This window comes from Helicobacter pylori (genome assembly GCF_011175115.1).
Taxonomy (GTDB): Bacteria; Campylobacterota; Campylobacteria; order Campylobacterales; family Helicobacteraceae; genus Helicobacter; species Helicobacter pylori_DF.
Genome location: NZ_SHOW01000001.1, coordinates 515,737 through 539,762, shown reverse-complemented (window position 1 = coordinate 539,762; position 24,026 = coordinate 515,737). Strand labels below are relative to the sequence as shown.

The 24,026-nt window shown below is 39.2% G+C and carries 24 protein-coding genes and 1 pseudogene; 9 read left to right on the top strand and 16 right to left on the bottom strand.

Annotation, left to right across the window (positions count from 1 at the left end; translation table 11 throughout):
* The 6 genes and pseudogenes from mfd to EXS92_RS02560 all read left to right on the top strand — a co-directional run bounded on the left by mfd (position 1) and on the right by EXS92_RS02560 (position 7,565).
* Positions 1–3,000 carry a transcription-repair coupling factor gene (gene mfd / locus EXS92_RS02585; protein WP_165515451.1) on the top strand — a complete coding sequence of 1,000 codons (3,000 nt, stop codon included), beginning with the start codon at positions 1–3 and terminating at the stop codon, positions 2,998–3,000.
* A 124-nt stretch (positions 3,001–3,124) separates the two neighbouring features.
* Positions 3,125–3,628, top strand: a complete 504-nt coding sequence (locus EXS92_RS02580) for a ubiquinol-cytochrome c reductase iron-sulfur subunit (RefSeq protein ID WP_000763659.1) — start codon at positions 3,125–3,127, stop codon at positions 3,626–3,628.
* A 10-nt stretch (positions 3,629–3,638) separates the two neighbouring features.
* Positions 3,639–4,877, top strand: coding sequence for a cytochrome b (locus EXS92_RS02575; protein ID WP_077642824.1), 1,239 nt, complete (start codon positions 3,639–3,641; stop codon positions 4,875–4,877).
* Positions 4,874–5,731: a cytochrome c1 gene (locus EXS92_RS02570; RefSeq protein WP_078251466.1), complete on the top strand. Its 858-nt coding sequence runs from the start codon at positions 4,874–4,876 to the stop codon at positions 5,729–5,731. Before EXS92_RS02575 ends, EXS92_RS02570 begins: the two co-directional genes overlap by 4 nt.
* Positions 5,732–5,901: 170 nt before the next feature.
* Positions 5,902–7,032: pseudogene (locus EXS92_RS02565) on the top strand (sulfatase-like hydrolase/transferase).
* A complete protein-coding gene (locus tag EXS92_RS02560) occupies positions 7,029–7,565 on the top strand; it encodes a sulfatase-like hydrolase/transferase (protein WP_165515450.1) in 537 nt (178 codons plus the stop codon). Before EXS92_RS02565 ends, EXS92_RS02560 begins: the two are co-directional and overlap by 4 nt.
* 397 nt (positions 7,566–7,962) lie before the next feature.
* Here EXS92_RS02560 and EXS92_RS02555 read toward each other — a convergent pair whose 3' ends face one another.
* The 5 genes from EXS92_RS02555 to flgB form a co-directional block, all read right to left on the bottom strand.
* A complete protein-coding gene (locus EXS92_RS02555; protein ID WP_165515449.1) occupies positions 7,963–9,810 on the bottom strand; it encodes a peptidoglycan D,D-transpeptidase FtsI family protein in 1,848 nt (615 codons plus the stop codon).
* 6 nt (positions 9,811–9,816) lie between these two features.
* Complete coding sequence (locus tag EXS92_RS02550) at positions 9,817–9,942, bottom strand: transcriptional regulator (RefSeq protein ID WP_165515448.1); 126 nt, start codon at positions 9,940–9,942, stop codon at positions 9,817–9,819.
* Positions 9,943–9,965: 23 nt separating this feature from the next.
* A complete protein-coding gene (fliE, locus tag EXS92_RS02545; RefSeq protein ID WP_001147916.1) occupies positions 9,966–10,295 on the bottom strand; it encodes a flagellar hook-basal body complex protein FliE in 330 nt (109 codons plus the stop codon).
* A gap of 126 nt (positions 10,296–10,421) precedes the next feature.
* A complete protein-coding gene (gene flgC, locus EXS92_RS02540) occupies positions 10,422–10,907 on the bottom strand; it encodes a flagellar basal body rod protein FlgC (RefSeq protein ID WP_000480095.1) in 486 nt (161 codons plus the stop codon).
* Between the two features lie 12 nt (positions 10,908–10,919).
* On the bottom strand, positions 10,920–11,342 hold the full coding sequence (flgB, locus tag EXS92_RS02535) for a flagellar basal body rod protein FlgB (protein WP_000347746.1): 423 nt from the start codon (positions 11,340–11,342) through the stop codon (positions 10,920–10,922).
* Between the two features lie 216 nt (positions 11,343–11,558).
* On the opposite strand from flgB, the gene EXS92_RS02530 reads away from it, so the two are divergent.
* Positions 11,559–12,725 carry an FtsW/RodA/SpoVE family cell cycle protein gene (locus tag EXS92_RS02530; protein WP_156577861.1) on the top strand — a complete coding sequence of 389 codons (1,167 nt, stop codon included), beginning with the start codon at positions 11,559–11,561 and terminating at the stop codon, positions 12,723–12,725.
* 24 nt (positions 12,726–12,749) lie between these two features.
* Here EXS92_RS02530 and EXS92_RS02525 read toward each other — a convergent pair whose 3' ends face one another.
* Together EXS92_RS02525 and EXS92_RS02520 are read right to left on the bottom strand one after the other, a co-directional pair.
* Positions 12,750–13,757: an ABC transporter substrate-binding protein gene (locus EXS92_RS02525; protein WP_165515447.1), complete on the bottom strand. Its 1,008-nt coding sequence runs from the start codon at positions 13,755–13,757 to the stop codon at positions 12,750–12,752.
* A gap of 207 nt (positions 13,758–13,964) precedes the next feature.
* Positions 13,965–14,966, bottom strand: coding sequence for an ABC transporter substrate-binding protein (locus EXS92_RS02520; protein ID WP_165515446.1), 1,002 nt, complete (start codon positions 14,964–14,966; stop codon positions 13,965–13,967).
* A 238-nt stretch (positions 14,967–15,204) separates the two neighbouring features.
* On the opposite strand from EXS92_RS02520, the gene EXS92_RS02515 reads away from it, so the two are divergent.
* Both EXS92_RS02515 and EXS92_RS02510 read left to right on the top strand, forming a co-directional pair.
* Positions 15,205–15,801: a peroxiredoxin gene (locus EXS92_RS02515; protein WP_078260505.1), complete on the top strand. Its 597-nt coding sequence runs from the start codon at positions 15,205–15,207 to the stop codon at positions 15,799–15,801.
* Between the two features lie 146 nt (positions 15,802–15,947).
* Positions 15,948–16,763 carry a MetQ/NlpA family ABC transporter substrate-binding protein gene (locus EXS92_RS02510; protein ID WP_001921499.1) on the top strand — a complete coding sequence of 272 codons (816 nt, stop codon included), beginning with the start codon at positions 15,948–15,950 and terminating at the stop codon, positions 16,761–16,763.
* A 415-nt stretch (positions 16,764–17,178) separates the two neighbouring features.
* Here the strand turns inward: EXS92_RS02510 and EXS92_RS08075 are convergent, their stop codons facing one another.
* The 9 genes from EXS92_RS08075 to EXS92_RS02470 form a co-directional block, all read right to left on the bottom strand.
* A complete protein-coding gene (locus EXS92_RS08075; protein ID WP_001872511.1) occupies positions 17,179–17,310 on the bottom strand; it encodes a hypothetical protein in 132 nt (43 codons plus the stop codon).
* 170 nt (positions 17,311–17,480) lie between these two features.
* Positions 17,481–19,247, bottom strand: a complete 1,767-nt coding sequence (mrdA, locus tag EXS92_RS02505; protein ID WP_165515445.1) for a penicillin-binding protein 2 — start codon at positions 19,245–19,247, stop codon at positions 17,481–17,483.
* Positions 19,228–19,671 (bottom strand): hypothetical protein, encoded by a 444-nt coding sequence (locus EXS92_RS02500; RefSeq protein ID WP_078271448.1) that lies wholly within the window; start codon positions 19,669–19,671, stop codon positions 19,228–19,230. The genes mrdA and EXS92_RS02500 overlap by 20 nt, the downstream gene beginning before the upstream one ends.
* Before the next feature lie 12 nt (positions 19,672–19,683).
* Entirely contained in the window at positions 19,684–20,310 is a 627-nt protein-coding gene (gene yihA, locus EXS92_RS02495) for a ribosome biogenesis GTP-binding protein YihA/YsxC (RefSeq protein ID WP_108305572.1), read from the bottom strand.
* Positions 20,307–20,864 carry a lipopolysaccharide transport periplasmic protein LptA gene (gene lptA, locus EXS92_RS02490; protein WP_150200047.1) on the bottom strand — a complete coding sequence of 186 codons (558 nt, stop codon included), beginning with the start codon at positions 20,862–20,864 and terminating at the stop codon, positions 20,307–20,309. Before lptA ends, yihA begins: the two co-directional genes overlap by 4 nt.
* Positions 20,864–21,457 (bottom strand): hypothetical protein, encoded by a 594-nt coding sequence (locus EXS92_RS02485; RefSeq protein WP_165515444.1) that lies wholly within the window; start codon positions 21,455–21,457, stop codon positions 20,864–20,866. The genes lptA and EXS92_RS02485 overlap by 1 nt, the downstream gene beginning before the upstream one ends.
* The gene (locus EXS92_RS02480) at positions 21,432–21,926 is read right to left on the bottom strand and encodes a KdsC family phosphatase (protein WP_165515443.1); all 495 of its coding nucleotides are present in this window, start codon (positions 21,924–21,926) and stop codon (positions 21,432–21,434) included. Before EXS92_RS02480 ends, EXS92_RS02485 begins: the two co-directional genes overlap by 26 nt.
* Positions 21,923–22,867: a septal ring lytic transglycosylase RlpA family protein gene (locus EXS92_RS02475; protein WP_165515442.1), complete on the bottom strand. Its 945-nt coding sequence runs from the start codon at positions 22,865–22,867 to the stop codon at positions 21,923–21,925. The genes EXS92_RS02480 and EXS92_RS02475 overlap by 4 nt, the downstream gene beginning before the upstream one ends.
* Complete coding sequence (locus EXS92_RS02470) at positions 22,867–23,985, bottom strand: lytic transglycosylase domain-containing protein (protein WP_165515441.1); 1,119 nt, start codon at positions 23,983–23,985, stop codon at positions 22,867–22,869. The genes EXS92_RS02475 and EXS92_RS02470 overlap by 1 nt, the downstream gene beginning before the upstream one ends.
* Positions 23,986–24,026 lie beyond the last annotated feature (41 nt).

The window sequence follows — 24,026 nt, the reverse complement described above, 5'->3', positions numbered from 1 at the left end:
ATGATCCAATCTAGTCTTTATAGAGCCTTAAACAAAGGCTTTGATTACCAAATACTCGCTTGTAAGGATTTTAAAGAATCCAAGCTCGCTAAAGAAGTCATAAGCTATTTTAAGACAAATATTAAAGCCATTCTTTTCCCGGAGTTTAGGGCTAAAAAAAACGACGATTTGCGTTCGTTTTTTGAAGAATTTTTACAGCTTTTAGGGGCTTTGAGGGAATTTTATCAAGCCTTAGAAAACAAGCAAGAAGTTATCATTATTGCCCCTATTAGCGCTTTATTGCACCCTTTACCTAAAAAAGAACTTTTAGAAAGCTTTAAAATCACTCTTTTAGAAAAATATAACCTTAAGGATTTGAAAGACAAGCTCTTTTATTATGGTTATGAAATTTTAGACTTAGTGGAAGTGGAAGGCGAAGCGAGCTTTAGGGGGGATATTGTGGATATTTATGCGCCCAATTCTAAAGCGTATCGCTTGAGTTTTTTTGACACCGAGTGTGAGAGCATTAAGGAATTTGACCCCACCACTCAAATGAGCCTTAAAGAAGATTTGTTAGAAATTGAAATCCCCCCCACGCTTTTTAGTTTGGACGAACCATTTTATAAGGATCTGAAAACAAAAGTGGAACAAAGCCCCTTAAATAGCTTTTCTAAAGATTTAACCAGTTTTGGTTTGTGGTTTTTAGGAGAAAAAGCGCAAGACTTGCTAAGCGTTTATAAAAGCGTTATAAGCCCTAGAGCTTTAGAAGAAATTCAAGAATTAGCGAGCTTAAACGAATTGGATTATGAGCGTTTCAAATTTTTAAAGGTTTTAGAAAACGCGCAAGGCTATGAAGATTTAGAAATCCATGCGCATGCCCTAGAAGGCTTTATCGCTTTGCATTCAAATCATAAAATCACGCTCCTAGCTCCTAATAAAACGATTTTAGACAATGTATTAGGCACGATTGAAAAAAGCAGCATGGAATGCGTCATCGCCCCCTTTGTGTTAAACTTTAAAACCCCTGATGGGATTTTTATCTCGCTCAATTCCTTTGAAAGGAAGAAAAAACGCCAAAAATCCAAGCTCGCTTTGAACGAATTGAATCCGGGCGAATGGGTGGTGCATGATGATTACGGGGTGGGCGTGTTTTCTCAATTAGTCCAGCACAGCGTTTTAGGGAGCAAGAGGGATTTTTTAGAAATCGCTTATTTGGGCGAAGACAAACTGCTGTTACCGGTAGAAAACTTGCATCTCATCGCTCGCTATGTGGCGCAAAGCGATAGCGTGCCAGCTAAAGACCGGCTAGGGAAAGGGAGCTTTCTCAAATTAAAAGCTAAAGTCAGGACTAAGCTTTTAGAGATTGCTAGTAAGATCATTGAATTAGCGGCTGAACGCAATTTGATCTTGGGTAAAAAGATGGATGTGCATTTAGCGGAGTTGGAAGTCTTTAAATCGCATGCGGGGTTTGAATACACCAGCGATCAAGAAAAGGCTATCGCTGAAATTTCAAAGGATTTAAGCTCTAAGAGAGTGATGGACAGATTATTGAGTGGGGATGTGGGTTTTGGGAAAACAGAAGTGGCGATGCATGCGATTTTTTGCGCGTTTTTGAACGGCTTTCAAAACGCGTTAGTCGTGCCTACTACTTTATTAGCGCACCAGCATTTTGAGACTTTAAGGGTGCGTTTTGAAAATTTTGGCGTTAAGGTGGCTCGTTTGGATCGGTATGCGAGCGAAAAAAACAAGCTTTTAAAGGCGGTGGAATTAGGGCAAGTTGATGTTCTTGTAGGCACGCATGCGATTTTAGGCGCGAAATTTAAAAACTTGGGCTTGGTAGTGGTGGATGAAGAGCATAAATTTGGCGTGAAACAAAAAGAAGCTTTAAAAGAATTGAGCAAAAGCGTGCATTTTTTAAGCATGTCCGCTACGCCTATCCCGCGCACTTTAAACATGGCGCTCTCTCAAATTAAAGGCATTAGCTCTTTAAAAACCCCGCCCACAGACAGAAAACCCAGCCGCACTTTTTTGAAAGAAAAGAATGACGAACTCTTAAAAGAGATTATTTATAGAGAATTACGCCGTAACGGGCAAATTTTTTACATCCATAACCACATCGCTAGCATTTCAAAAGTCAAAACCAAGCTAGAAGAGTTGATCCCTAAACTCAAAATCGCTATTTTGCATTCCCAGATTAACGCTAACGAGAGCGAAGAAGTCATGCTAGAGTTTGCTAAGGGGAACTATCAGGTTTTATTATGCACTTCTATTGTGGAATCGGGCATCCATTTGCCTAACGCTAACACGATTATTATAGATAATGCGCAAAATTTCGGGCTGGCTGATTTGCACCAATTAAGAGGGCGTGTGGGGAGAGGCAAAAAAGAAGGCTTTTGTTATTTCCTCATAGAAGATCAAAAAAACTTGAATGAACAAGCCCTAAAACGCTTGCTCGCTTTAGAAAAAAATTCGTATTTGGGCAGTGGGGAGAGTATCGCCTATCATGATTTAGAAATCAGGGGAGGTGGGAATTTGCTCGGACAAGATCAGAGTGGGCATATTAAAAACATCGGTTATGCGCTCTATACGCGCATGCTTGAAGACGCGATTTATGAATTGAGTGGGGGGAAGAAAAGGCTTGAAAAAAGCGTAGAAATCCAACTTGGCGTGAGCGCTTTTTTAAACCCTGAACTCATTGCAAGCGATAGTTTGAGGTTGGATTTGTATCGCCGTTTGAGTTTGTGTGAAAATGTAGATGAGGTGGGGCAAATCCATGAAGAAATAGAAGACAGGTTTGGTAAAATGGACGATTTGAGCGCTCAATTTTTGCAAATCATTACGCTTAAAATCTTAGCCAACCAGCTTGGCATCATTAAACTTTCTAATTTCAATCAGAACATCACTATTACTTATAACGATGAAAAAAAAGAAAGCCTGAAAGCCCCAAGCAAAGACGATAACGATATTTTAGAAACCCTTTTGAAACATTTGCGCGCTCAAATTTCTTTAAAACGGCGTTAAAAGCGTTTGATTTTAGTCTCAATTTTGTTATTTTAAAAAAATTATTAAGAGAGTTTGTTGTAAAATAGGGATTTGCTAGGCCTTTAGTCGTTAAAAGGTAATTATCATTAAGGAGTTTTTGATCATGGCAGATATTCAAAGGCGTGATTTTTTAGGAATGAGCCTTGCTAGCGTTACAGCTATAGGGGCGATAGCGAGTCTGGTAGCGATGAAAAAGACTTGGGATCCGCTCCCAAGCGTTGTTTCAGCCGGTTTTACAACCATAGATGTGGCGAACATGCAAGAAGGGCAGTTTTCCACGGTGGAATGGCGTGGGAAACCGGTCTATATCCTCAAGCGTTCTAAAAAAGAGGGCTTTAATGAAAGGCGCGATTTTAAAATTGGCGAGAGCGTTTTTACCACAGCCATTCAAATTTGCACGCATTTAGGGTGTATCCCCACTTATCAAGATGAAGAAAAAGGCTTTTTATGCCCATGCCATGGGGGGCGTTTCACTTCTGATGGCGTGAATATTGCCGGCACCCCCCCTCCACGCCCTTTTGATATTCCGCCCTTTAAAATTGAAGGCACTAAAATCACTTTTGGTGAAGCCGGGGCTGAATACAAGAAAATGATGGCTAAAGCGTAAGGAGAGTTCCATGGCAGAGATAAAAAAAGCGAAGAATTTAGGCGAATGGCTAGACATGCGTCTTGGCACTAACAAGCTTGTTAAAGTGCTAATGACAGAATATTGGATCCCTAAAAACATCAATTTTTTATGGGCGATGGGGGTGATTTTATTGACCCTTTTTGGCGTGCTTGTGATCTCAGGGATTTTCTTGCTCATGTATTACAAGCCTGATGCGAAAATGGCGTTTGATAGCGTGAATTTCACCATCATGCAAGAAGTGGCTTATGGCTGGCTTTGGCGCCACATGCATGCCACGGCAGCGAGCATGATTTTTGTCATCATTTATATCCACATGTTTGTTGGCATCTATTATGGCTCTTACAAAAAGGGTCGTGAGATGATTTGGATTAGCGGGATGGTTTTGTTTGTGGTCTTTAGCGCGGAAGCCTTTAGCGGGTATATGCTGCCTTGGGGGCAGATGAGTTATTGGGCCGCAGCGGTTATCACGAATTTATTTGGAGGCATTCCTTTTATTGGGGCTGATGTGGTGGAGTGGATTAGGGGCAATTATGTTGTGGCGGATTCCACTTTAACGCGTTTTTTCATGCTCCATGTGTTTTTACTGCCCATTGCGATCATTCTACTTGTTGGGGTGCATTTTTATTCTTTACGCATCCCGCATGTCAATAACCAAGAAGGCGAAGAAATTGACTTTGAATTAGAAGAAAAAAAATTCATTGAAGGCAAGAAAAAAGAATCCAAAGTCATTCCTTTTTGGCCGGTATTCTTGTCTAAAGATATTTTTGTGGTTTGTGCGTTCATGGTCTTTTTCTTTTACTTGGTGTGTTACCACTATGATTTTGCGATGGATCCTATCAACTTTGAAAGGGCTAACAGCCTTAAAACGCCGCCTCACATTTACCCTGAATGGTATTTCTTGTGGAGCTATGAAGTTTTAAGGGGCTTTTTCTTTAGCGCTGATTTAGGGCTAATGGCCTTTGGCGTGGCGCAAGTGATTTTCTTTTTACTGCCCTTTTTAGACAGAAGCCCGGTCGTCGCTCCTGCGCACAAACGGCCGGCGTTTATGGTGTGGTTTTGGCTTTTAATTATTGATATGATTGTTTTAACGATCTATGGCAAATTGCCTCCGCTTGGGATTGGTAAATACATCGGCTTATTTGGTTCAATCACTTTCCTAGCCCTTTTCTTTGTGGTATTGCCCATTATCACTATCGCTGAGAGCAAGAAACAAGGGGGTGTTAGATGAAAGAATTTAAGATTCTAATCATCCTTATTGTGGTGATAGGCGTGATTTATTATGGGGTTGAGCCTTATGCGCATTCGGTGATGCACCCTAAAGTCGCTCCGGCAGATTTTGCTTTCAAGGATTTAGAGCCGATTGATTTAAAAAATGGCGACGCTAATAAAGGAAAACAGCTTGTAGCCGAAAATTGCACCGCTTGCCATGGCATTAAATCCCAAAACATTCCAGCCCCTATGGACAGCCTTAGTGCGAGCAACTCTTTTGGGGTCGTGCCACCGGATTTAAGCCATGTGGCGGGGGTTTTGAACGCGAATTTCTTAGCCCACTTCATCAAAGACCCCGTGAAAACGGCGAAATTGAGCCATAAATTCAACGATGAAAGGCCCTATCCTATGCCGGCGTTTTCTCAATTCAGCGATCAAGATTTGAGCGATATTGTGGCGTATCTCACTTCTATTTTGCCTAAAAGTTTGAGCGATAAAGAAGTGTTTGCCCAAAGCTGTCAAAGATGCCATAGCTTAGATTATGCGAAAGATAAGGCCTTTAGCGATCCTAAAGATTTAGCCAATTATTTAGGCTCTCATGCACCTGATTTATCCATGATGATTAGAGCTAAGGGTGAACATGGCTTGAACGTTTTCATCAACGATCCGCAAAAGCTTTTGCCTGGCACGGCTATGCCTAGAGTGGGGTTGAGTGAAAAAGCTCAAAAACAAGTCATTTCTTATTTGGAAAAAGCGGGCGATAGGAAAAAGCATGAAAGGAATACTTTAGGGATTAAGATCATGATTTTCTTTGCGGTGCTATCGTTCTTGGCTTACGCGTGGAAAAGAAAAGTTTGGAGCGAAGTGCATTGAATTTAAAAAAGGGGGGAGGAGTATCTTATAATCTTTTTATGGTCAGTCGTTTATTAGGGGAATGATTGGAACATATTTTCTAGGCATGACGACAAAAAACTTTTATTGAAATTGATATGAGAAAACTCGCTCAAGTGGGGCTGACTTTAATCTCTTAATGGAGTGGTTTGATGATTTTAGACGCTAAATTTTTTGTGTTCATTCTTTTTAATGCGCTTTCAGCATGCTTTCTCTCTTCAGTGAGCGTTGGTTTTATTTTTAAAGCGCTCTTGTATAGTTTTATATGGCTTTTTATTGTTTATTATGCGATTAGTTTTATTAAGAACAGGTTTGTAACAGAAAGCCTAAAAAGTTTTATATTGTTTTTAGGGATTGTGTTTAGCTGTATAGATATTTTTGGTTCGTATTATTTTCATTTGCCTTTGTCTAATGAGCTGGGTAATATTTTATTCACCACGCATTATAAAGAGAGCTTAGAATTCCTCCATGCCTATGTTTATCCGCATTGGTATTTTGTGATAGGGCTTATTTTAATAGCTATAGGTTCTCTAAAACTATTCAGTCTCGTTCCTAATAAACCAATTCCTTTAAAAAAATGGCTAGTATTTTAAGCGTTTTATTTTTGATTGTAGAAGTGCCACACGCTATAAAAACCATCAAAAAATATAAAGAAGATGAAGCGTTGTTGAACGCTGATGGGACGATGGAATACATTGCTTTGGCTAAAGGAGCGTATTATTTTGGTAGGAATATTAGCAGTTTGAGAGAAAGCCACAACTCCAGTCAGGCTTTAGAAAAAGCTTCTTACCCTAAAGATTACTTAGTCAAAAATACAGGGAGTATTGAAAATGTGGTGTTGGTTTTTGGCGAGAGTTTGAACAGAAATTTTATGGGTGTTTATGGCTATCAAGCCCCTACAACCCCTTATTTAAGCGCTTTAAAAGAAAAAGGTTCGCTTTTAGCGTTTGATAATGTGATTAGCCCGGCTTTTTATACGGATAAAAGTTTCACCATGCTTTTAACTTACGCCAATAGGGATAATCTCAACCAAAAAGCATGGTATCAGTATAAAAATCTAGCCCATATCCTTAAACTGACCGATTACAAAAGCGTTTGGATCACCTCTCAAAGGCTATGGACTCATGTGGGGCAATAGCTATTATCAAGTGGCTAAGCGTTTTGATACTTATATAGAAAATGATAAACCTTATGATGAAAACCTAGCCGCTCTTTTCAAGCACTATTATGATAACGAGAGAGAGGGAGTAAAAAGCGTAAAAATTTTGTTGTTTTTCATTTGATTGGCAATCATTTTGAATATAAAAACCACTTTCCTAAAGAATTTTCCCGCTTCAATCTCAACAACACTTCTTACTTTTCAAAAAACAAGTCTTTGCGGGTTACAAACAATGCTGATAAGCAAGTTGTAACTGATTATATTAACAGCGTTTATTATAATGATTATGTTTTGCATTCTTTGATTGAATTGTTTAAAGACAAGGATAGTCTCGTTATCTGCTTGAGCGATCATGGCGATGACATGTTTGAATCAAGCGCTTTTAATACCCATGAATGCTCAAATGCTAGCGTAGAAATCCCATTTTTAATCTATATGAGCGATACATTTAAACAAAAACACCCCCAAATGGTAAAAAGTTTTGAAGAAGCTTTACACAAGCCTTTCATGAGCGATGATTTATTGCATACCTTGTTGCCATTGGCAGGAATCATGACTAAAGATCATGAAAAAACGAGGGATTTGTTTAATGAGGATTACAACGATAAACGCCCAAGGAGGCCATGCGATAATAAGGTTTATCCTATGAGTAAATGAGCGGTATTATAATGGTTTGATCTTTGAGCTTAAAAAAGCCATCAAGCCTTGCTTGCCATGGTATGGGTGGTTAGGACTTAAAAACAGAGTCAATCTAATTTAAGCAGATTCTTTCGTATCCATTCCAACAAACTTGATACAAGTTTTCCTTATCTTTAAATTCACGCTCTTTTAAGTGGAGTAAAACGCTCTCTCTTTTTATCCCTTTGAATTGGCTTGAGCGATCCTTTAAAAAAGCTCAAAAATTCTTATTGATAAAATTTATTCCTTTTGAAAATCCGTTTTTGCTATCTTAAAAAGCTAAACATCTATTAAAAAAACTTTAATCATTTATTCAACATTATATATATGGTTAGTCTAAAGCTTCTTCTTTGGAGTTGGGGTTAAAAAGAGCCTTTTATCTTATTTTAAAGCGGTTTTTTTCCAAAGCGTTTTGAATCGCAATAGAGGGCGATAGATAATTGTAACGCACTAAAATTTCGGTGATTTCTTTAAAAATAGGGGCTGCAATCTTGCTAGCGTAATATTCTTCCTTGCCGTGCGAGCCTAAGATAACCACGCCGATAGTGAAAACCTGCCTTTCATCTTCAGCGAACCCAAAAAAAGAGCTGTTGTAGGACTGCGCACTATAACTCCCGTTTTTAGCAACCCTAGCCGTGCCTGTTTTGCCCCCTATGTATAGCCCTTCAAATTGAGCGTTTTTGCCTGTGCCATAACGCACCACTTTGATTAAGGTTTCTTTCATTTTTCTAGCGCTTTTTGGGTTGATGACTTGAAAAGTGGGTTTGGGGCTAGGGATGTAAATATCGCCATTAGGGGCGGTTTCTCGTTGCACTAAATAGGGGGTAGTCAATTTGCCTTCATTAGAAAACACCGCATAAGCCCTTAAAAGCTGCAAAAAAGTCGCATTCAGCCCATAGCCATAAGAGACGCTGCCCTTTAACACTTCACGCTTGAAAGCGGACAAAGGAGGGATCTTTCCTGTGGCTTCTAAGGATAAGTCAATGCCGGTTTTTTGAGAAAATCCATAGCCTAAAAGCCCGTTATAGAAATCCTCTGGGTTGAGATTTTTACTGATTTTTATCATGCCCACATTGCTAGATTGGATCAAAACGTCTTCCACAACGGCTTTTTTACTGGGGATAAAGTCGTCTTTAATGGTGTATTTTCCTAATTGGTAATAACCATGGTTTAAATCAATGCGCTCTTTAGGGTTGATTAAATTTTTATCTAGTAGCAAGGAATAGACAATAGGCTTAATCGTGCTGCCTGGCTCAAAAACCTTTTCGGCAACGCTCAAATTCAAGCTTTCATAATCGCTGGTTTTAATCGCATTAGGATTGAAGCGGTTGCTTGAAGCTAAGGATAAAATTTCCCCGCTTTTAGGGTTGATAATGCCCACCAGGATTTCTTTAGCCCTGAGTTTGTCTTTAGTTTTATCCAATAGGGTTTCAATTTCTCTTTGGAGTTTTAAAGGAATGCTCAAATACACCTCATAGCCATCAAGCCGTTCAACCTCTGTATAAGAGTGGTTTTGAATGAAATTAAAACTCACGTCTCTTTTGCCTGTTTTTACGCCATTTTGTTGGGCTTTAAGCAAATGATTTTGAGATTTTTCAACGCCTTTTTTACCGGTAGTTAAAGTGAGTTTGTCTTCTTCTTGTTTTTGCACATAGCCAATGATGGGCTCTAGGCTATTTTGATAAGGGTAATGCCTAGAAACGCCGCTCACTTCAATGTTTAACCCTTGCTTTTGCCACACTTTATCATGCGCGTCTTTGAAATTTTGAAAAACCCCAAAGGCTAAAAATTTCTTATTCAAATCTCTAATATTAGCGGCCATATTGGGCGTGAGATTGTAAGCTAAAATCGTGTAGCCTTTCGTATTGAGCGCGTCTTTTAGGGACTCTTTAGGGATATTGCTATAAATAGAAAGGAAATCAATGAAAAAATCTTCTTTATCCGGGTTTAAAAACCTTGTATCAAAGCCCAATTTGAAAAGGGTTTGCGAAGCGGCCAGGCTGTAGTTGTCTTGACTATAAATAGTCCCCCTAGTAGCGGTGTCTTGTTTGATCATCACCAAAGTGGGCATGTTGGCTTGGGCAAAAAAAGCTTTTTTAAAAGCCACCATTAAAAAAATAAAAAAAAGCAATAAAAAGATTAGTGCCGTAACCACACCCTTGTCTCTTTGGATTTTTAGAAATTGCTCTGGGTTGAAGTTGGGATCAATGTTTTTATTATCCATGAACGCTTACTTGAAAATGGCGTAGCTTCGGTTTTTCACAACGCATGAGAGCATGAATTTTTGATGGCAAAATCTGTTAAAATGGGGTGTAGCAACAACAAACACTCTCTTTAAAAAAGACCAAGCGATCATTTAAAGAGACGCCACTTAAGAGACTAGATCTGCGTTCTTAAAAGCTCTTTATAAGCACTGATCGCTTTGTTGCGCACCTCAAGCATGAGTTTCATGCTCGTTTCAGCCTTCCCTATGGCGATAGCCGCTTGGTGCAAGTCTTTGATTTGCCCTGTCGCCATATCCGCTAAGGCTTTATCAGATTGCTCTTGAGTGTTGTTAAGCTCATTGATAGATTGTTTCAAGAGTTTAGAAAACTCCCCACCTTTTTGTTCTTTAAAGGCGTTACCTGATTCTTCTCTTTTAGTCCTGTTGTCCGTGTTAAGCTCAGAGAAAGGACTCAATAAGCTTTTATCATTGTGTATGGCTTGCATAGAACCTCCTTAAGCTCTTTTTTAAAAATTTAACTCTATTAAATATTTTATTCATTTTGTATTCTACTGATCTTTGGCTAATACTACCTAAATTTTCTTATACTACCATAAATTGTTGAAAATCGTTCATGTTTGTAACATGCCAATCGCGTTTTGTGCCATGTTTTTAGCGCTTTGAAAGGCTGCAACATTGGCCTGATAAGCTCTAGTCGCTTCCACTAAATCCGCCATTTCAACCACCGCATTCACATTGGGGTAAGCCACATAGCCTTGAGCGTTAGCGTCAGGGTGGCTGGGATCGTATTTCATTAAAGGCTCGTTATCATCGCGCACAATCTTATCCACCACCACGCTTGTAATGGGGATTAAGGGGGCTTCATCGCCTTCATCTAAAGGGTCTTCATAGGGGGTAATTTGGTTGTTTTGAGCGATTTTTTGGTTTAAAATCTCATTGAAATCAAAAGCCTTAAACACCGCTTCTTGCCTCCTATAAGGGCCTCCTTCGCTCGTGCGCGTGGTGTTAGCATTAGCGATATTAGAAGAAATCAAATTAGCCCTTAAGCGTTGGGCGGACAAACCATAACCGCTAATATCAAAAGAAGATAAAAACATGCTTTCCCTTAACTATAAATTCTTACTGGAATCAATGGCGTAATTGATCACGCCTCGATACTTTTTTAAGGCTGAACTCAAGGCTAAATACATGGTAGAGTTCTTGCCCATTTCACTCGTTTCAATGTCTAAATCCACGCTGTTGCCATCATTTTTAGCCAAATGCCCGTCTCTAAAAAAAAGGCTTGCCCCATCTTTAGCGCTATTTTCAAAGTCTAAATGCCTAGGGTTAGTGTGGGCTAAAGGCAAAACTTTACTGGATTGGTTTTCAAAAATTTCTGCTTTTTTCTCCGCTAAAACGCTTTCAAAATCCAAATCCTTTGGCCTGTAAAAAGGGGTGTCCACATTAGCGATGTTAGAAGCGATCATATCCTGCCTTAAAGCCCTATAATCTAGCGCTTTATAAACCAACCCAAACGCTTTAGAAAAATCCATCAAAACCCCTTTTTTAAACCCTTGCAAATTTATAGCATGCAAAAAGCATTCCAAAATCGGCTCGCTTTTTTCTCGCTTTTTCATTAAAGAATGCGATCAATTTCAAAGCATGCTTAAGCTTGAGCGATAAGCCAATTCAGAGCCATTATAGTGTAAAATACCCCTAAAATACCTTAAAATAACGCCTATTCAAAAAACCAAAATAAGGGAATCCTAATGACTACAGACAGAAACCTGTTTTTTTGCGCTTCGCTATTGATTTTTTTGGGGGTATTGATGAGCTATTCGCTCTCAACTTACACCACAGTGGTGCTGTATCATTATGGGGAATTCCATTTTTTCATACGCCAACTTGTGAGTGCGATCATAGGGATTGTTATCATGTGGGGGTTGTCTAGGGTGGATCCTAGCAAGTGGTTTAGCCGTTTGGGGTTTTTTCTTCTTTTTGTCCCACCATTACTCATTATTGGCATGTTTTTTTTGCCAGAAAGCCTTTCCAGTAGCGCAGGGGGGGCGAAGCGTTGGATTCGTTTGGGGTTTTTCTCTCTAGCGCCTTTGGAGTTTTTAAAGATTGGTTTCACCTTTTTTCTTGCGTGGAGTTTGTCTCGCACCTTTGTGGCAAAGGAAAAGGCTAATGTTAAAGAAGAACTCATCACTTTTGTGCCTTATTCAGTGGTATTTGTAGCCTTAGCGATTGGGGTAGGGGTTTTGCAAAACGATTTGGGGCAGATTGTTCTTTTGGGGGCGGTTTTAGCGGTGTTGTTGGTTTTTTCTGGGGGGAGCACGCATTTGTTTGGCTTGATTGTTTCAGGGGCGTTTGCGATCAGCGTTTTAGCGATTGTTACAAGCGAGCATAGGATTTTACGCTTGAAATTGTGGTGGTCTAATTTGCAAAACTCGCTTTTCACGCTCTTGCCGGATAAATTAGCGAACGCTCTTAGAATAAGCGACTTGCCCGAATCCTATCAGGTCTTTCATGCAGGCAATGCCATGCATAATGGGGGGTTGTTTGGGCAAGGGCTTGGGCTAGGGCAAATCAAGCTTGGGTTTTTGAGCGAAGTGCATACGGACATGGTCTTAGCTGGGATCGCCGAAGAATGGGGTTTTTTGGGGTTATGCGTTTGTTTTATTTTGTTTTCTGTTTTGATCGTTTTGATTTTTAGGATCGCTAACCGCTTGAAAGAGCCAAAATATTCGCTATTTTGCGTGGGCGTGGTGCTGCTCATCAGTTTTTCTTTGGTGATCAACGCCTTTGGGGTGGGAGGAATACTTCCGGTTAAAGGTCTAGCGGTGCCGTTTTTGAGCTATGGAGGGAGTTCGCTTCTAGCGAATTGTATCGCTATAGGGCTTGTTCTAAGCCTAGCGCGATACACGAAAGGCTAAAAAATATCGCCCTTTTTTTAAAAATTAATGCCATAAAAAGGGCTCAATCTCTGCATCATTCAAATCAAAAACCACCTTATAATAGTCTTTGACTATCGCATTAATATCCACGCCCTTAAAGGCTTCAGGGTGGGCTTTTAAAGCGATAAATAAGCTTATGAGCGGGGCTCTTGGCCCGCCAATATCCATTGTGGGGAGTTTATAAACTTGCTTGTTTTTGATAGCTTTGATAGTGGAAAATTTGGGGTTGTTTAACACGTCTTCAGGGCTAAGCGGGCTTACCCACCAAATGAAAATGATTTCAGGGTTTTCTTTAACGATTTTTTCCACGCTAATGTCAGCGCGCCCAAACTTAACGTATTTCAAGCCAAAATTGTCTATACCCCCTTTTTCTAAAATGTCTGAGCTAATGGCCTGATGGCCGCTGATCTTATTGGCTTTATGGAAAAGTTCCACGCCCTTTTTCTTTTTAACATTTTTCAAACGATCAGCAATAAAGTCCAAAGTTTCTTGCATTTTGGCGAATTTTTTAGAAGCGTCAATTTCTAAGACCGTGGCTTGAGCCTGCATGGCTTGCATGGCCTCTGCAATCGTTGTCTCTTGGAAAGAAAGAAATGATATACCAAATTTTTTCGCATGCTCTACCGCTTTAGGGTTGCCCACAAAGGTTACCACAAGATCAAGACTAAGCTTTTTTAAAAGCTCCACATTCAATGCGGCTGTATGATCGGTGCTCATGTGTTTGACTCGTTTAAGATCTTCGCCTTTGAGAGTGGCTTTAACAATGTCATCTTTAAAAGCGTAATCCGAAACGCCCACGACCCTATTCCAAACGTTAAGCATGGCAGGCACTTCTACATAACTCCCTATATAGGCTATTTTAGAAACGGGAAGCTTTATGGTTTGCTCCCCAAAATAATCCTTGACTTTGACTTCTTGCACTGAAGCGTTGCACACGTTCAATAATAATGAAGCGACAAGCGCACCTAAAGAATAAGAAATGAAAGCTTTTTTAAAGCGAGTAACTAACATAACGATCCTTTTTGTATGATTTATAAAGCGATTATAACATTACTAAGAAAATAACAATAGTAAAAATGAAACTATTTTTCATAAAATCTTAAAATATTAAATATTAAATATTTAAAGATTAAAAATTTAGAAGAGAGTTTTAGCTACAAGACCTATTCTTAGTGTGCGATACATTAAGGGCTAAAAAATATCAGCCCTTTTTAAAAATCAGTGCCATAAAAAGGGTTCAATTTCTGCATCATTCAAATCAAAAACCACCTTATAATAATCTTTCACCATCGCATTAATATCCACGCCCTTAAAGGCTTCAGGGTGGGCTTTTAAAGCGATAAAAAGGCTAATGAGCGGGGCTCTTGGTCCGCCAATATCCATTGTGGGGAGTTTATAAACTTGCTTGTTTTTGATAGCTTTGATAGTAGCAAATTTAGGGTTGTTTAACACATCTTCAGGGCTAAGCGGGCTTATCCACCAAATAAAGATAATCTCAGGGTTTTCTTTAACGATTTTTTCCACGCTAATGTCAGCACGCCCAAACTTAACGTATTTCAAGCCAAAATTGTCTATGCCCCCTTTTTCTAAAATATCTGAATCAAGGGCTTGATGGCCGCTGATTTTATTGGCTTTATGGAAAAGCTCCACGCCCTTTTTCTTTTTAACGCCTTTCAAACGCTCAGCAATGAAATCCAAAGTTTCTTGCATTTTGGCCAGTTTTTTAGAAGCGTCAATTTCTAAGGCTTTAGCTTGAGCGTCAATATCTTCCATGACTTCTGCAATGGTTTTTTCTTGGAAAGAAAGAAATAATATACCAAATTTTTTCGCATGCTCTACCGCTTTAGGGTTACCCACAAAGGTTACCACAAGATCAGGGCTAAGCTTTTTTAATAATTCCACATTCAACGCCGCCACATGATCACTGCTCATGGATTTAATGCGTTTAGGATCTTTGAGAGTGGCTTTAACAATATCAGATTTAAAAGCGTAATCCGAAATGCCTACGACCCTATCCCAAGTATGGAACATGGCAGGCACTTCTGCAAAGCTACCCAAGTAGATTATTTTAGAAACAGGAAGCTTGATGGCTTGATCCCCAAAATAATCTTTGACTTGGACTTCTTGTACTGAAGCGTTAGCCACGCCTAATAAAGATGAAACAATGAGCGCGCCTAAAGAATAAGAGATTAAAGCTTTTTTAAAGCGAGTAACTAACATAACGATCCTTTTTGTATGATTTATAAAGCGATTATAACACCATTAAGGAAATACAAGCAGTAAAAATGAAACTTTTTTTCACAAAATCTTAAAATTTAAAAGGAAATATCTTTCCATTAACTTTTTAAGAATATACTCCACTATGTTTCCACTAGTTGAGTGGAAAGCATAATTAAATTAAATCTATTCAGGTTTAATTTTGATCCAACAAAATTTTAAAACACTTAAGGAGTTGTATATGTTAGTTACAAAACTTGCCCCAGACTTTAAAGCGCCTGCCGTTTTAGGAAACAACGAGGTTGATGAACACTTTGAGCTTTCTAAAAATTTAGGTAAGAACGGTGCGATTCTTTTCTTTTGGCCAAAAGATTTTACTTTTGTATGCCCTACAGAAATCATTGCGTTTGACAAAAGAGTGAAAGACTTCCACGAAAAAGGCTTTAATGTGATTGGCGTGTCTATTGACAGCGAACAAGTGCATTTTGCATGGAAAAACACCCCTGTAGAAAAAGGCGGTATTGGTCAAGTAACTTTCCCCATGGTGGCTGATATTACCAAAAGCATTTCTAGAGACTATGATGTGCTGTTTGAAGAAGCGATCGCTTTGAGAGGAGCTTTTTTGATTGACAAAAACATGAAAGTAAGACACGCAGTGATCAATGACTTGCCATTAGGTAGGAATGCCGATGAAATGCTTCGCATGGTGGACGCTCTCTTGCACTTTGAAGAACATGGTGAAGTTTGCCCAGCAGGTTGGAGAAAAGGCGATAAAGGCATGAAAGCAACTCACCAAGGCGTTGCAGAGTATCTTAAAGAAAATTCCATTAACCTTTAATGGTTTAATTCGCTGTTTAATCAAGAGAAACTTCGTTTTTCTTGGTTGAATCCTTTTCTTTTTATTCTTTGCTAGTTTCTAAAATTTTCGTATCGTTTTATCTTTTTATGATTTTTGAATTAATTTTTTTTAATAAAGGGTTTTTTATGAATATATTCAAGCGTGTTATTAGTGTAGGGGTAATTGTTTTAGGTTTGTTTAACCTTTTAGACGCCAAACACCACAAAGAAAAAAAAGAAGACCACAAAATCACTCGTGAGCTTAAAGTGGGCGCTAACCCTGTGCCGCATGCGCAAATCTTGCAATCAGTTGTGGACGATTTGAAAGAGAAAGGGATCAAGTTAGTGATCGTGTCTTTTACCGATTATGTGTTGCCTAATTTAGCGCTCAATGACGGCTCTTTAGATGCGAATTACTTCCAGCACCGCCCTTATTTGGATCGGTTTAATTTGGACAGAAAAATGCACCTTGTTGGTTTGGCCAATATCCATGTGGAGCCTTTAAGATTTTATTCTCAAAAAATCACAGACATTAAAAACCTTAAAAAAGGCTCAGTGATTGCTGTGCCAAATGATCCGGCCAATCAAGGCAGGGCGTTGATTTTACTCCATAAACAAGGCCTTATCGCTCTCAAAGACCCAAGCAATCTATACGCTACGGAGTTTGATATTGTCAAAAATCCTTACAACATCAAAATCAAGCCTTTAGAAGCTGCGCTATTGCCTAAAGTTTTAGGGGATGTGGATGGGGCTATTGTAACAGGGAATTATGCCTTGCAAGCAAAACTCACCGGAGCCTTATTTTCAGAAGACAAGGACTCGCCTTATGCCAATCTAATAGCCGCTCGTGAGGATAACGCGCAAGATGAAGCCATAAAAGCGCTGATTGAAGCCTTACAAAGTGAAAAGACCAGGAAATTTATTTTGGATACCTATAAAGGGGCGATTATCCCGGCTTTTTAAGCCATTTGGATAAAATCCATCTTTATGATGAAAGGGGGTTTTTTTAGGCACTAATAAAAAGCTCTTTTCTCATTGAGCATTCAAAACGCTAAAAGTCTTTTTAAAACAAAACGAAAAGAGCTTGTGCTAATCAAGTAGCAATTTCTTAAAAGCGTTATTTCTTAAAGGGGGAAATGGTGCAAAATAACCCCCCTTATCCCTTTAAACCACCCAAGCAGAAATCCCAAATATCTTTAGTATTTGGGATGAATGCTTTAGTTCCGCTAGGAACTATACTTAAATTATACTTAACATTATTTTTCACTAGTGGAATGAAACACTTGCATTCAATGAGATATTTTGGGTAAATTATTAACACTAGCACTAACATGATAATATTTTCACTGACACCTTTAAACAAGGTGTCGCTTTTCATTCAATTCGCAAACAACGATTGTTCGTTGTATCGCACTTGCGAATAAACGCAACGAAACCTCTTCACATAAGTGCCATTAGGGTTGTGTTTCACAACTTGATCAATCATTTTGCAGAGTTCAATCAGTCTCATATTGTCAATTTCATCTGTGGAGCACAGCCAATGCCTAAAATTTTAATAAAGACCAGTTTTAAACCACCCGTTAGACTGGGTTATAGAGCGATAGAATCAGTTGGAAACAAGTTGGCTGATTGTCTTTAGCGTTTAGAGGGTAATGCGTTTTTGAAAAGATTTGGAGTTTATTAAAGATAGCCAAGCTCATAGAGTTTGTTGCTCATTTTCACTAACAAGCCCCCTAGTTTTGACCCCCCTTCCCCATGTTCTACTAAAATAGTGATAGCGTATTTGGGTTTTTCATAAGGCAAGAATGCCGTAATCCACGCATGGGATCGATGGAAATATTCCATATCCTTTTCTTTCATGCGATTGACGATGTTTTGAGCAATTTCCACGACTTGCGCGGTGCCGGTTTTGCACGCTAAAGTAACCTTAGAACCCCTTGTGGAATGATAAGCGGTGCCATCTTTATGGTTACACACTTCATACATGCCCACGCGCAAGGCTTGGAGCTTCTTTTTTTGAAAGCTGTTTAGGGGATCTTTGAGCGGTTGTTTGTTGTTGATGGCGAAATGAGGCGTCGCCAGTTTGCCCGTCGCAATGAGTCCCGTGTAGGCTAGAACCTGCAAGGGCGTGGCTAAAAAAGAACCTTGCCCAATAGCGGTAATGAGCGTGTCCCCAACGCGCCAGTCTTGATTGAAGCGTTTGAGTTTCCACAAATTATCCGGCACAATCCCCACAAATTCATTCGGCAAATCAACGCCCGTTTTTTCCCCAAAGCCCACTTCCCTTAAGGTTTTAGAGAGTTTTTCTATAGAGATTTCAAGCCCAAATTTATAAAAATACACATCCACAGACTCCCTAATGGCTTTATACAAATTAGAATTGCCATGCCCTGTTTTTTTCCAATCCCTGAATTTGCGCTTACCCACTTCAATAAAAGGGGGGGTGGGGATAGTGGTATTTTCTGTGATATGAAGGTTTTCTAAAAAGCTCAAGCCCACGCCCATTTTAACCACAGATCCCGGCGGATACAAGGCGTTAGCGAAGCGGTTTAATAAGGGGTTATAAATATCATCTTGAAGTTTTTGCCATTTGTCTTGACTGATCCCGCCTACAAAATCGTTCAAATTGTATTCAGGGTAACTTCCTGCAACGAGCAATTCCCCATTTTCTGCGTTCATCACTAAAATAGCCCCTCTCTTATTTTCAAAGAGCTTGTCCGCTTCTTTTTGCAAGCGTTTGTCTAAACTCAATTGCAAGTGGTTGTTGGTGCTTGGTGGCACGACCTCTAAGGTGGCTAATTCTTGATTGAGCGCATTGACATGCATGATTTTATAGCCCACCTTGCCTTGTAAAAGCTTGTTGTATTCTTTTTCAATGCCGGTTTTGCCTACAATCTGGCTGTATTGATTCTCTTCATCGTCTTTTAAATCTTGCAAACTTGCCACCCCCACATAACCTAAAACATGCGAGGCTAAAGCGTTATTAGGGTAGTAGCGCTTGTCTAGGGGAAGCGCAAAAATGCCTTGAGTTTGAATGAGTTTGGTATAAAGGGATTGCATGGTGGCGTAGGGAATGAATCCCACCACTTTAATGAGGTTGTGGTTATAAAGCGAATTTTCTTTTTGGTAATCGTTTAAAAGCGTTTCTTTGGAAAAGTTAGGAAAAAACTTTTGGATGATTTCAATTTTTTCTAAAAGCTCTTTTTGTCTAAGCCTACTAGGCAAAAACACGCCAAACACCAATTCGTTAGTGGCTAAAAACTCATCATTTCTGTCTGTAATGTTGCCCCTTGTAGGGACTAAAAATTCCTTTTTGGTCATGTTGCGTTCGGCCAGTTTTTCATAGTATTCTTGATTTTTAACGCTTAAAATAAATAAATTTAAAACCAATAACCCCCAAAACCCTATAAAAACAAAGAGTAAAAGCTTATAGCGAAGATTTTTCATACAAACCCCACAAAGCGCTCTCTATGAACGCAAAAAGAGCGAGAAAACCGAGTATCTTCAAATCCAAAGACACCGAAAAAAAGCGCGATAAATAAAGGTAATAAACCAAAAAAACATGCAAAGTTTTGAATAAAAAGCCGTCATTAAAAAGCTTTAACGAGTTTTTATAGGCGATTTGATGGTAGATTAAAAACAGCAAAGCTAAAACGCCTAAAGTCTTTAAATGCATGCTTTCAAACCAAAACAAACAACCAAACACGCTCAAACTGGGTAAAAAATGATCGTATTTTTTCGCATAAAACAAGAATAAAAACCCAATCATAGGGGGTAAAAAAGGCATTAAATCCCTCAAAAGGCTATAAAAATAAAAACCAAGAATCCCTAAACATAAGAAAAAAAAGGAATCTTGTTTTAAAGAGAGCATGGTTTTTGCAGCTTATAAAGGGTTAGTGAGCAAGTATTTCAAAAGGGTTTGGCGCACTATTTCAAGGGTTGGGTATTTTGAAGAAAGAGCGTTAAAATGGGCGGTATTGATTAAAAAAGGTTTAGGAGCGTTTAAAAAAAGGCGGTGTTGCTCGTTTTTATTCAACTTGTCAAATTTCGTAAAAAGAGAAAGGTAGGCTTGATCGGGCCTTAAAAGGGCTTGAATATTTTCTTTAGCGTTTTTATCAATTTCTAAATCCAAATGGCGTGCATCCACTAAATGGATAAAAAGTTTGATAGAAACCCTAACGCTCAACAATTCCCATAAAAACCCCTCCCATTCTTTTTTCAAACTTTTAGAAACTTTAGCGTAGCCAAACCCGGGCAAATCAATCACATTAAAAGTGGTCGTTAAAGCGTTTTCTTTATCTTCCCAAGTGGTGGAAAAAAAATTCGCTAAACGGGTTTTTCCCGGTGTCGCTGAACTTTTGGCGAGATTTTTCCCCAACAAGGTATTAATAAACGAGCTTTTGCCTACATTGCTGCGCCCTAAAATGACCATTTCAGAAGTCAAGCTCGCAGGGCATTGCGAAAGTTGGCTAGAAGAAGTGAGAAAATGAGCGTCTTTAATGGCAATCATGGTTTTGCCTTAGCGCCTTTCTTCTTCAATTTGGCCTTACGATTTTCTTCATTAATATCTTCCATATCAAACACAAATTTAGCGGGTCGTTTCGCGCTCCCCAACACATCAGCATAGCCTTTAGTTTTGTTTAAAATGATTTCATCGCCGGTGATGACATTGGATTTCCCCACTTCTCTAACCACCGCATTTTGCAATAATTTGTATTCCCCATTCAGCGCGTTATAAATGAGCTTGTCAGCGCTCCCGCTGATTTCACGATTATCCTCTGTAAAGATGTTAAAATGCGTGTTCCCTGTGGCTTCATAGCGCTCTGGCTTTCGTTTATCGTTTAAAAACACGCTCACCTTATCCGCAAACAACCGGTCTTTACCTTTTTTGATCTGCACATTGCCTTGAATAACAGCAGTTTTGGTTTTGTCGTTCGCTACAAATTTATTGCCAGTAATCTCTAAAAGCTCTCTTTCTTTTTTCAAACCTTTATTATCTGTTTTTTGCGCGCTCATCACGCTTAAAATACCAAAACAACACACCAAAAAACACCACCAACGCATTAAAAACCTCCTTTGAAAGTGGGGAGTTTTTTCTTTTCTTTCTGGCTTTGTTTGATTTCATCTAAGAATAAATGCACTTGAATGCTTTGGGCCTCAATAATGGCTAAAGCATGCGAATAAGAAATGTCAAGCCCTTCAACCTTGCTATCTTTTGAAGTGAGGATGAAACGGCCCTTGCCTTTAAAATTTTGCTCTTTATGGTTATAAATCCCTGTTTCACTCCAAAAACTGGAATCATCGCTTCTTTTATAAGTAACCCCATTAGGGAAGAAATACAAATCCTGTTGCCGCTTGGCTTTAGGGGATTCAACGCTTTCAATGGTGTCTTCATCATAGCGCTTGATTTTGGAATCAAAAAAGATTTCGTAATCATCGTATTGTAGAGCTTTTTTACCCTCTATGGAAAGATCAAGGATTTTATCGTTGATTTGAAACGCTTTAAAATTTTCTAATTCAATTTTAGGGATATTTTCTTTAGAGACCACGCTAGTGGGTTGGGAACGCAAAAAGAAAAAAACTAGCCCTATCGTGATGAAAGATAAAACCACAAAAAAGTTTAAAACGCTATTAGAGGTAAAACTTGAGTGCTTCATCTTGCAAGCCTTCTAATTCTAAAAGATAATCAATCGCTTCCCTAACGGCCCCCTTGCCCCCTGAATTTTGCAACACTTTATAGGCCTTGCTTTTAAGCAAGGGGTGCGCATCAAAAGGAGCGAAACTCCAAGTGCATGCCTTAAACATGCCTAAATCGTTATAATCATCGCCTACGCATGCGATTTCTTGCGCGCTCAATTGCAAGTCTTTTTTGAGCCGCTCCACAACCACGCTTTTATTTTCAACGCCCATAAAAACAAACTGAACGCCCAAACTCTCCATGCGTTTTTTCACCATGATTGAAGTTCTTCCTGTAATGATAGCGATTTTTTTGCCTAATTTTTGCCATAGCGTCATGCCAAGCCCGTCTTTAACATTGAAAGCCTTGAATTCGTGAAAATTCTCATCAAAATACAACGCCCCGTCCGTGAGCGTGCCATCCACATCTAAAAGCAACAACTTAATCATTCTCTCGTTAAAACCGCATTCTGGTTATATTTTTTCATAAAATCCCTAGCCTCTTCTTCGCTTTGAAACCCTTGAACTAAAACTTTATACAAATCGTCTTTAAAAGCAACCTTGACGCTGTAATTTTTATTCTCTGCTTGCAATTTATCCGCTAGAGTTTGAGCGCCTATTTGGTTTCTAAAAGCCCCCATTTGCAAAGAAAATTTCCCTCCGCTCACGCTTTTTTCGCTCTCGCCGACTTTAAATTCCTTGTGTAAGATCTTTGAAGAGCTGGCGTTAAAGGATTGTTCGTATTGCGTGGAGATAACCCCACCAAAGCCCAAAACAATAAGACGCACGCTGGCCGTGCCTTTTTTAACCATGTCAATATCCCTAGCGGCTGCATTAGACAAATCAATGATGCGATCGCTCACAAAAGGCCCTCTATCATTAATGCGCACAATGGTGCTTAAGTTATTATCAACATTGATGACTTTCACCACGGTGTTCATGGGTAAAGTCTTGTGCGCAGCGGTGTGGGCATACATGTTATAGATTTCCCCATTACTGGTTTTTTTGGCATGGAAGTTAGGGCCATACCAGCTCGCAATGCCATCAAATTTCTCGCCTAAATCCACTTTAGTGGGGTAATACCACTTGCCCCCTACTTGATAAGGGCGCATGGTGGCCCTTTGGATCGTGCTAGAATCGCGCATGCCGTTATCTAGGGGTTGTTTTGTATTGCTATCTTGCGAATCGGAGTGGCGTTTGAAATGGCGTTCAAAAAAATTGCGTTTATAGGTGGCTTTTTTGGTTGTCGGATCATAGTCTTTAGCGTTTTCATAAGCGCGCAAGCTTTCATGCTTATAAGACAAATTCTTTATTCCCTCTTTTTTAACCGCGCAAGCACTAATCAAAAAAATAACGCCTAAAAAACAAACTTTTTTTAACGCCCAACCCATTAAAATTCCCTTGTAGCGATCAATTTCTTATTGGTAGGGATGATTAAGCGCTGGTGGATAAAGATATTAGAGTCTTTAAGGTTATTGGCTAATTGGATACTGGAAATGCTGACTTGATAGCGTTTAGCGATAGAAGATAAGGTTTCTTTAGGCAAGACCACATGGGTGATGAAAGGGCTTTTAGGATTAGCTTGAGCGTTTTTATTTTGTTTGAGTTGGCGTTGTTTGAAAAGGGCGAGTTTTTCATAAGGGATATAAATGGTGTAAGTGGGGTCTTTAGAGGGCAGAATGTTATAGCGGAATTGGTGGTTGTAGGATTTTAAGGTTTCTAAACTCAAGTTTAAATTCTTAGCCACCTGGACTAATGAAGTGTGCCTTTTAAACGGGACGCCCACTAAACTCACCCTCGCCCCACGATTGAGCAGATATTCTTTATCTTTGAGGTTGTCTAGGCTGTTGAATTTCAACGCTAGGCTTAGAATGGAGCGGATATACTCTCGTGTTTCTTTAGGGAGGTATTTCTTATCTTCATCTAGCAAGACTTTAATGTCTGAAGTGCCGGCGGCTTTAATAGCGTTTTGAACCTTTCGTAAGCCATAATTATACGCCATAGCGACCAAATACCACTCGCCGGTTTGCTTGTAGAGCCGTTTCAAATAAGCGATAGCCGCTTGAGTGCTTTTAATGGGATCTCTCCTTTCATCAATGTAATGATTGACCTTAAGCCCTAACTCTTTGGCCGTGCTTGGCATGAATTGCCAAATCCCTACCGCTTTTTTCCTGCTATAAGCCCTTGATGAAAATTTAGACTCGGCCATGGCTAAAAATAAAAATTCTTGCGGCATGCTCGCTTCTATGAGCATGTTTTTAATGATAGGGATGAATTGGTAATTCACGTCAAATCTTTTGACTAACTTTTTCCATTCCTCTTCTTTATTCACTTTTTTTAAAACGCCTGGCATTTGGGATAAAAAGCTCGCATTGACCCCAAAAGCCTCTAACGCTTTGGTGTCAATATTAGATTCAAAAGCCATCTTCGCATGGCCTAAAGAAGCCAATAAAAAGGTAACAAAAAAAACCAACCATTTTTGACTAAAACACTTCATTCTTTTTGGCATCATATCCTAATAATTAATCTAGCTTTTAAAATAGCCTTGAT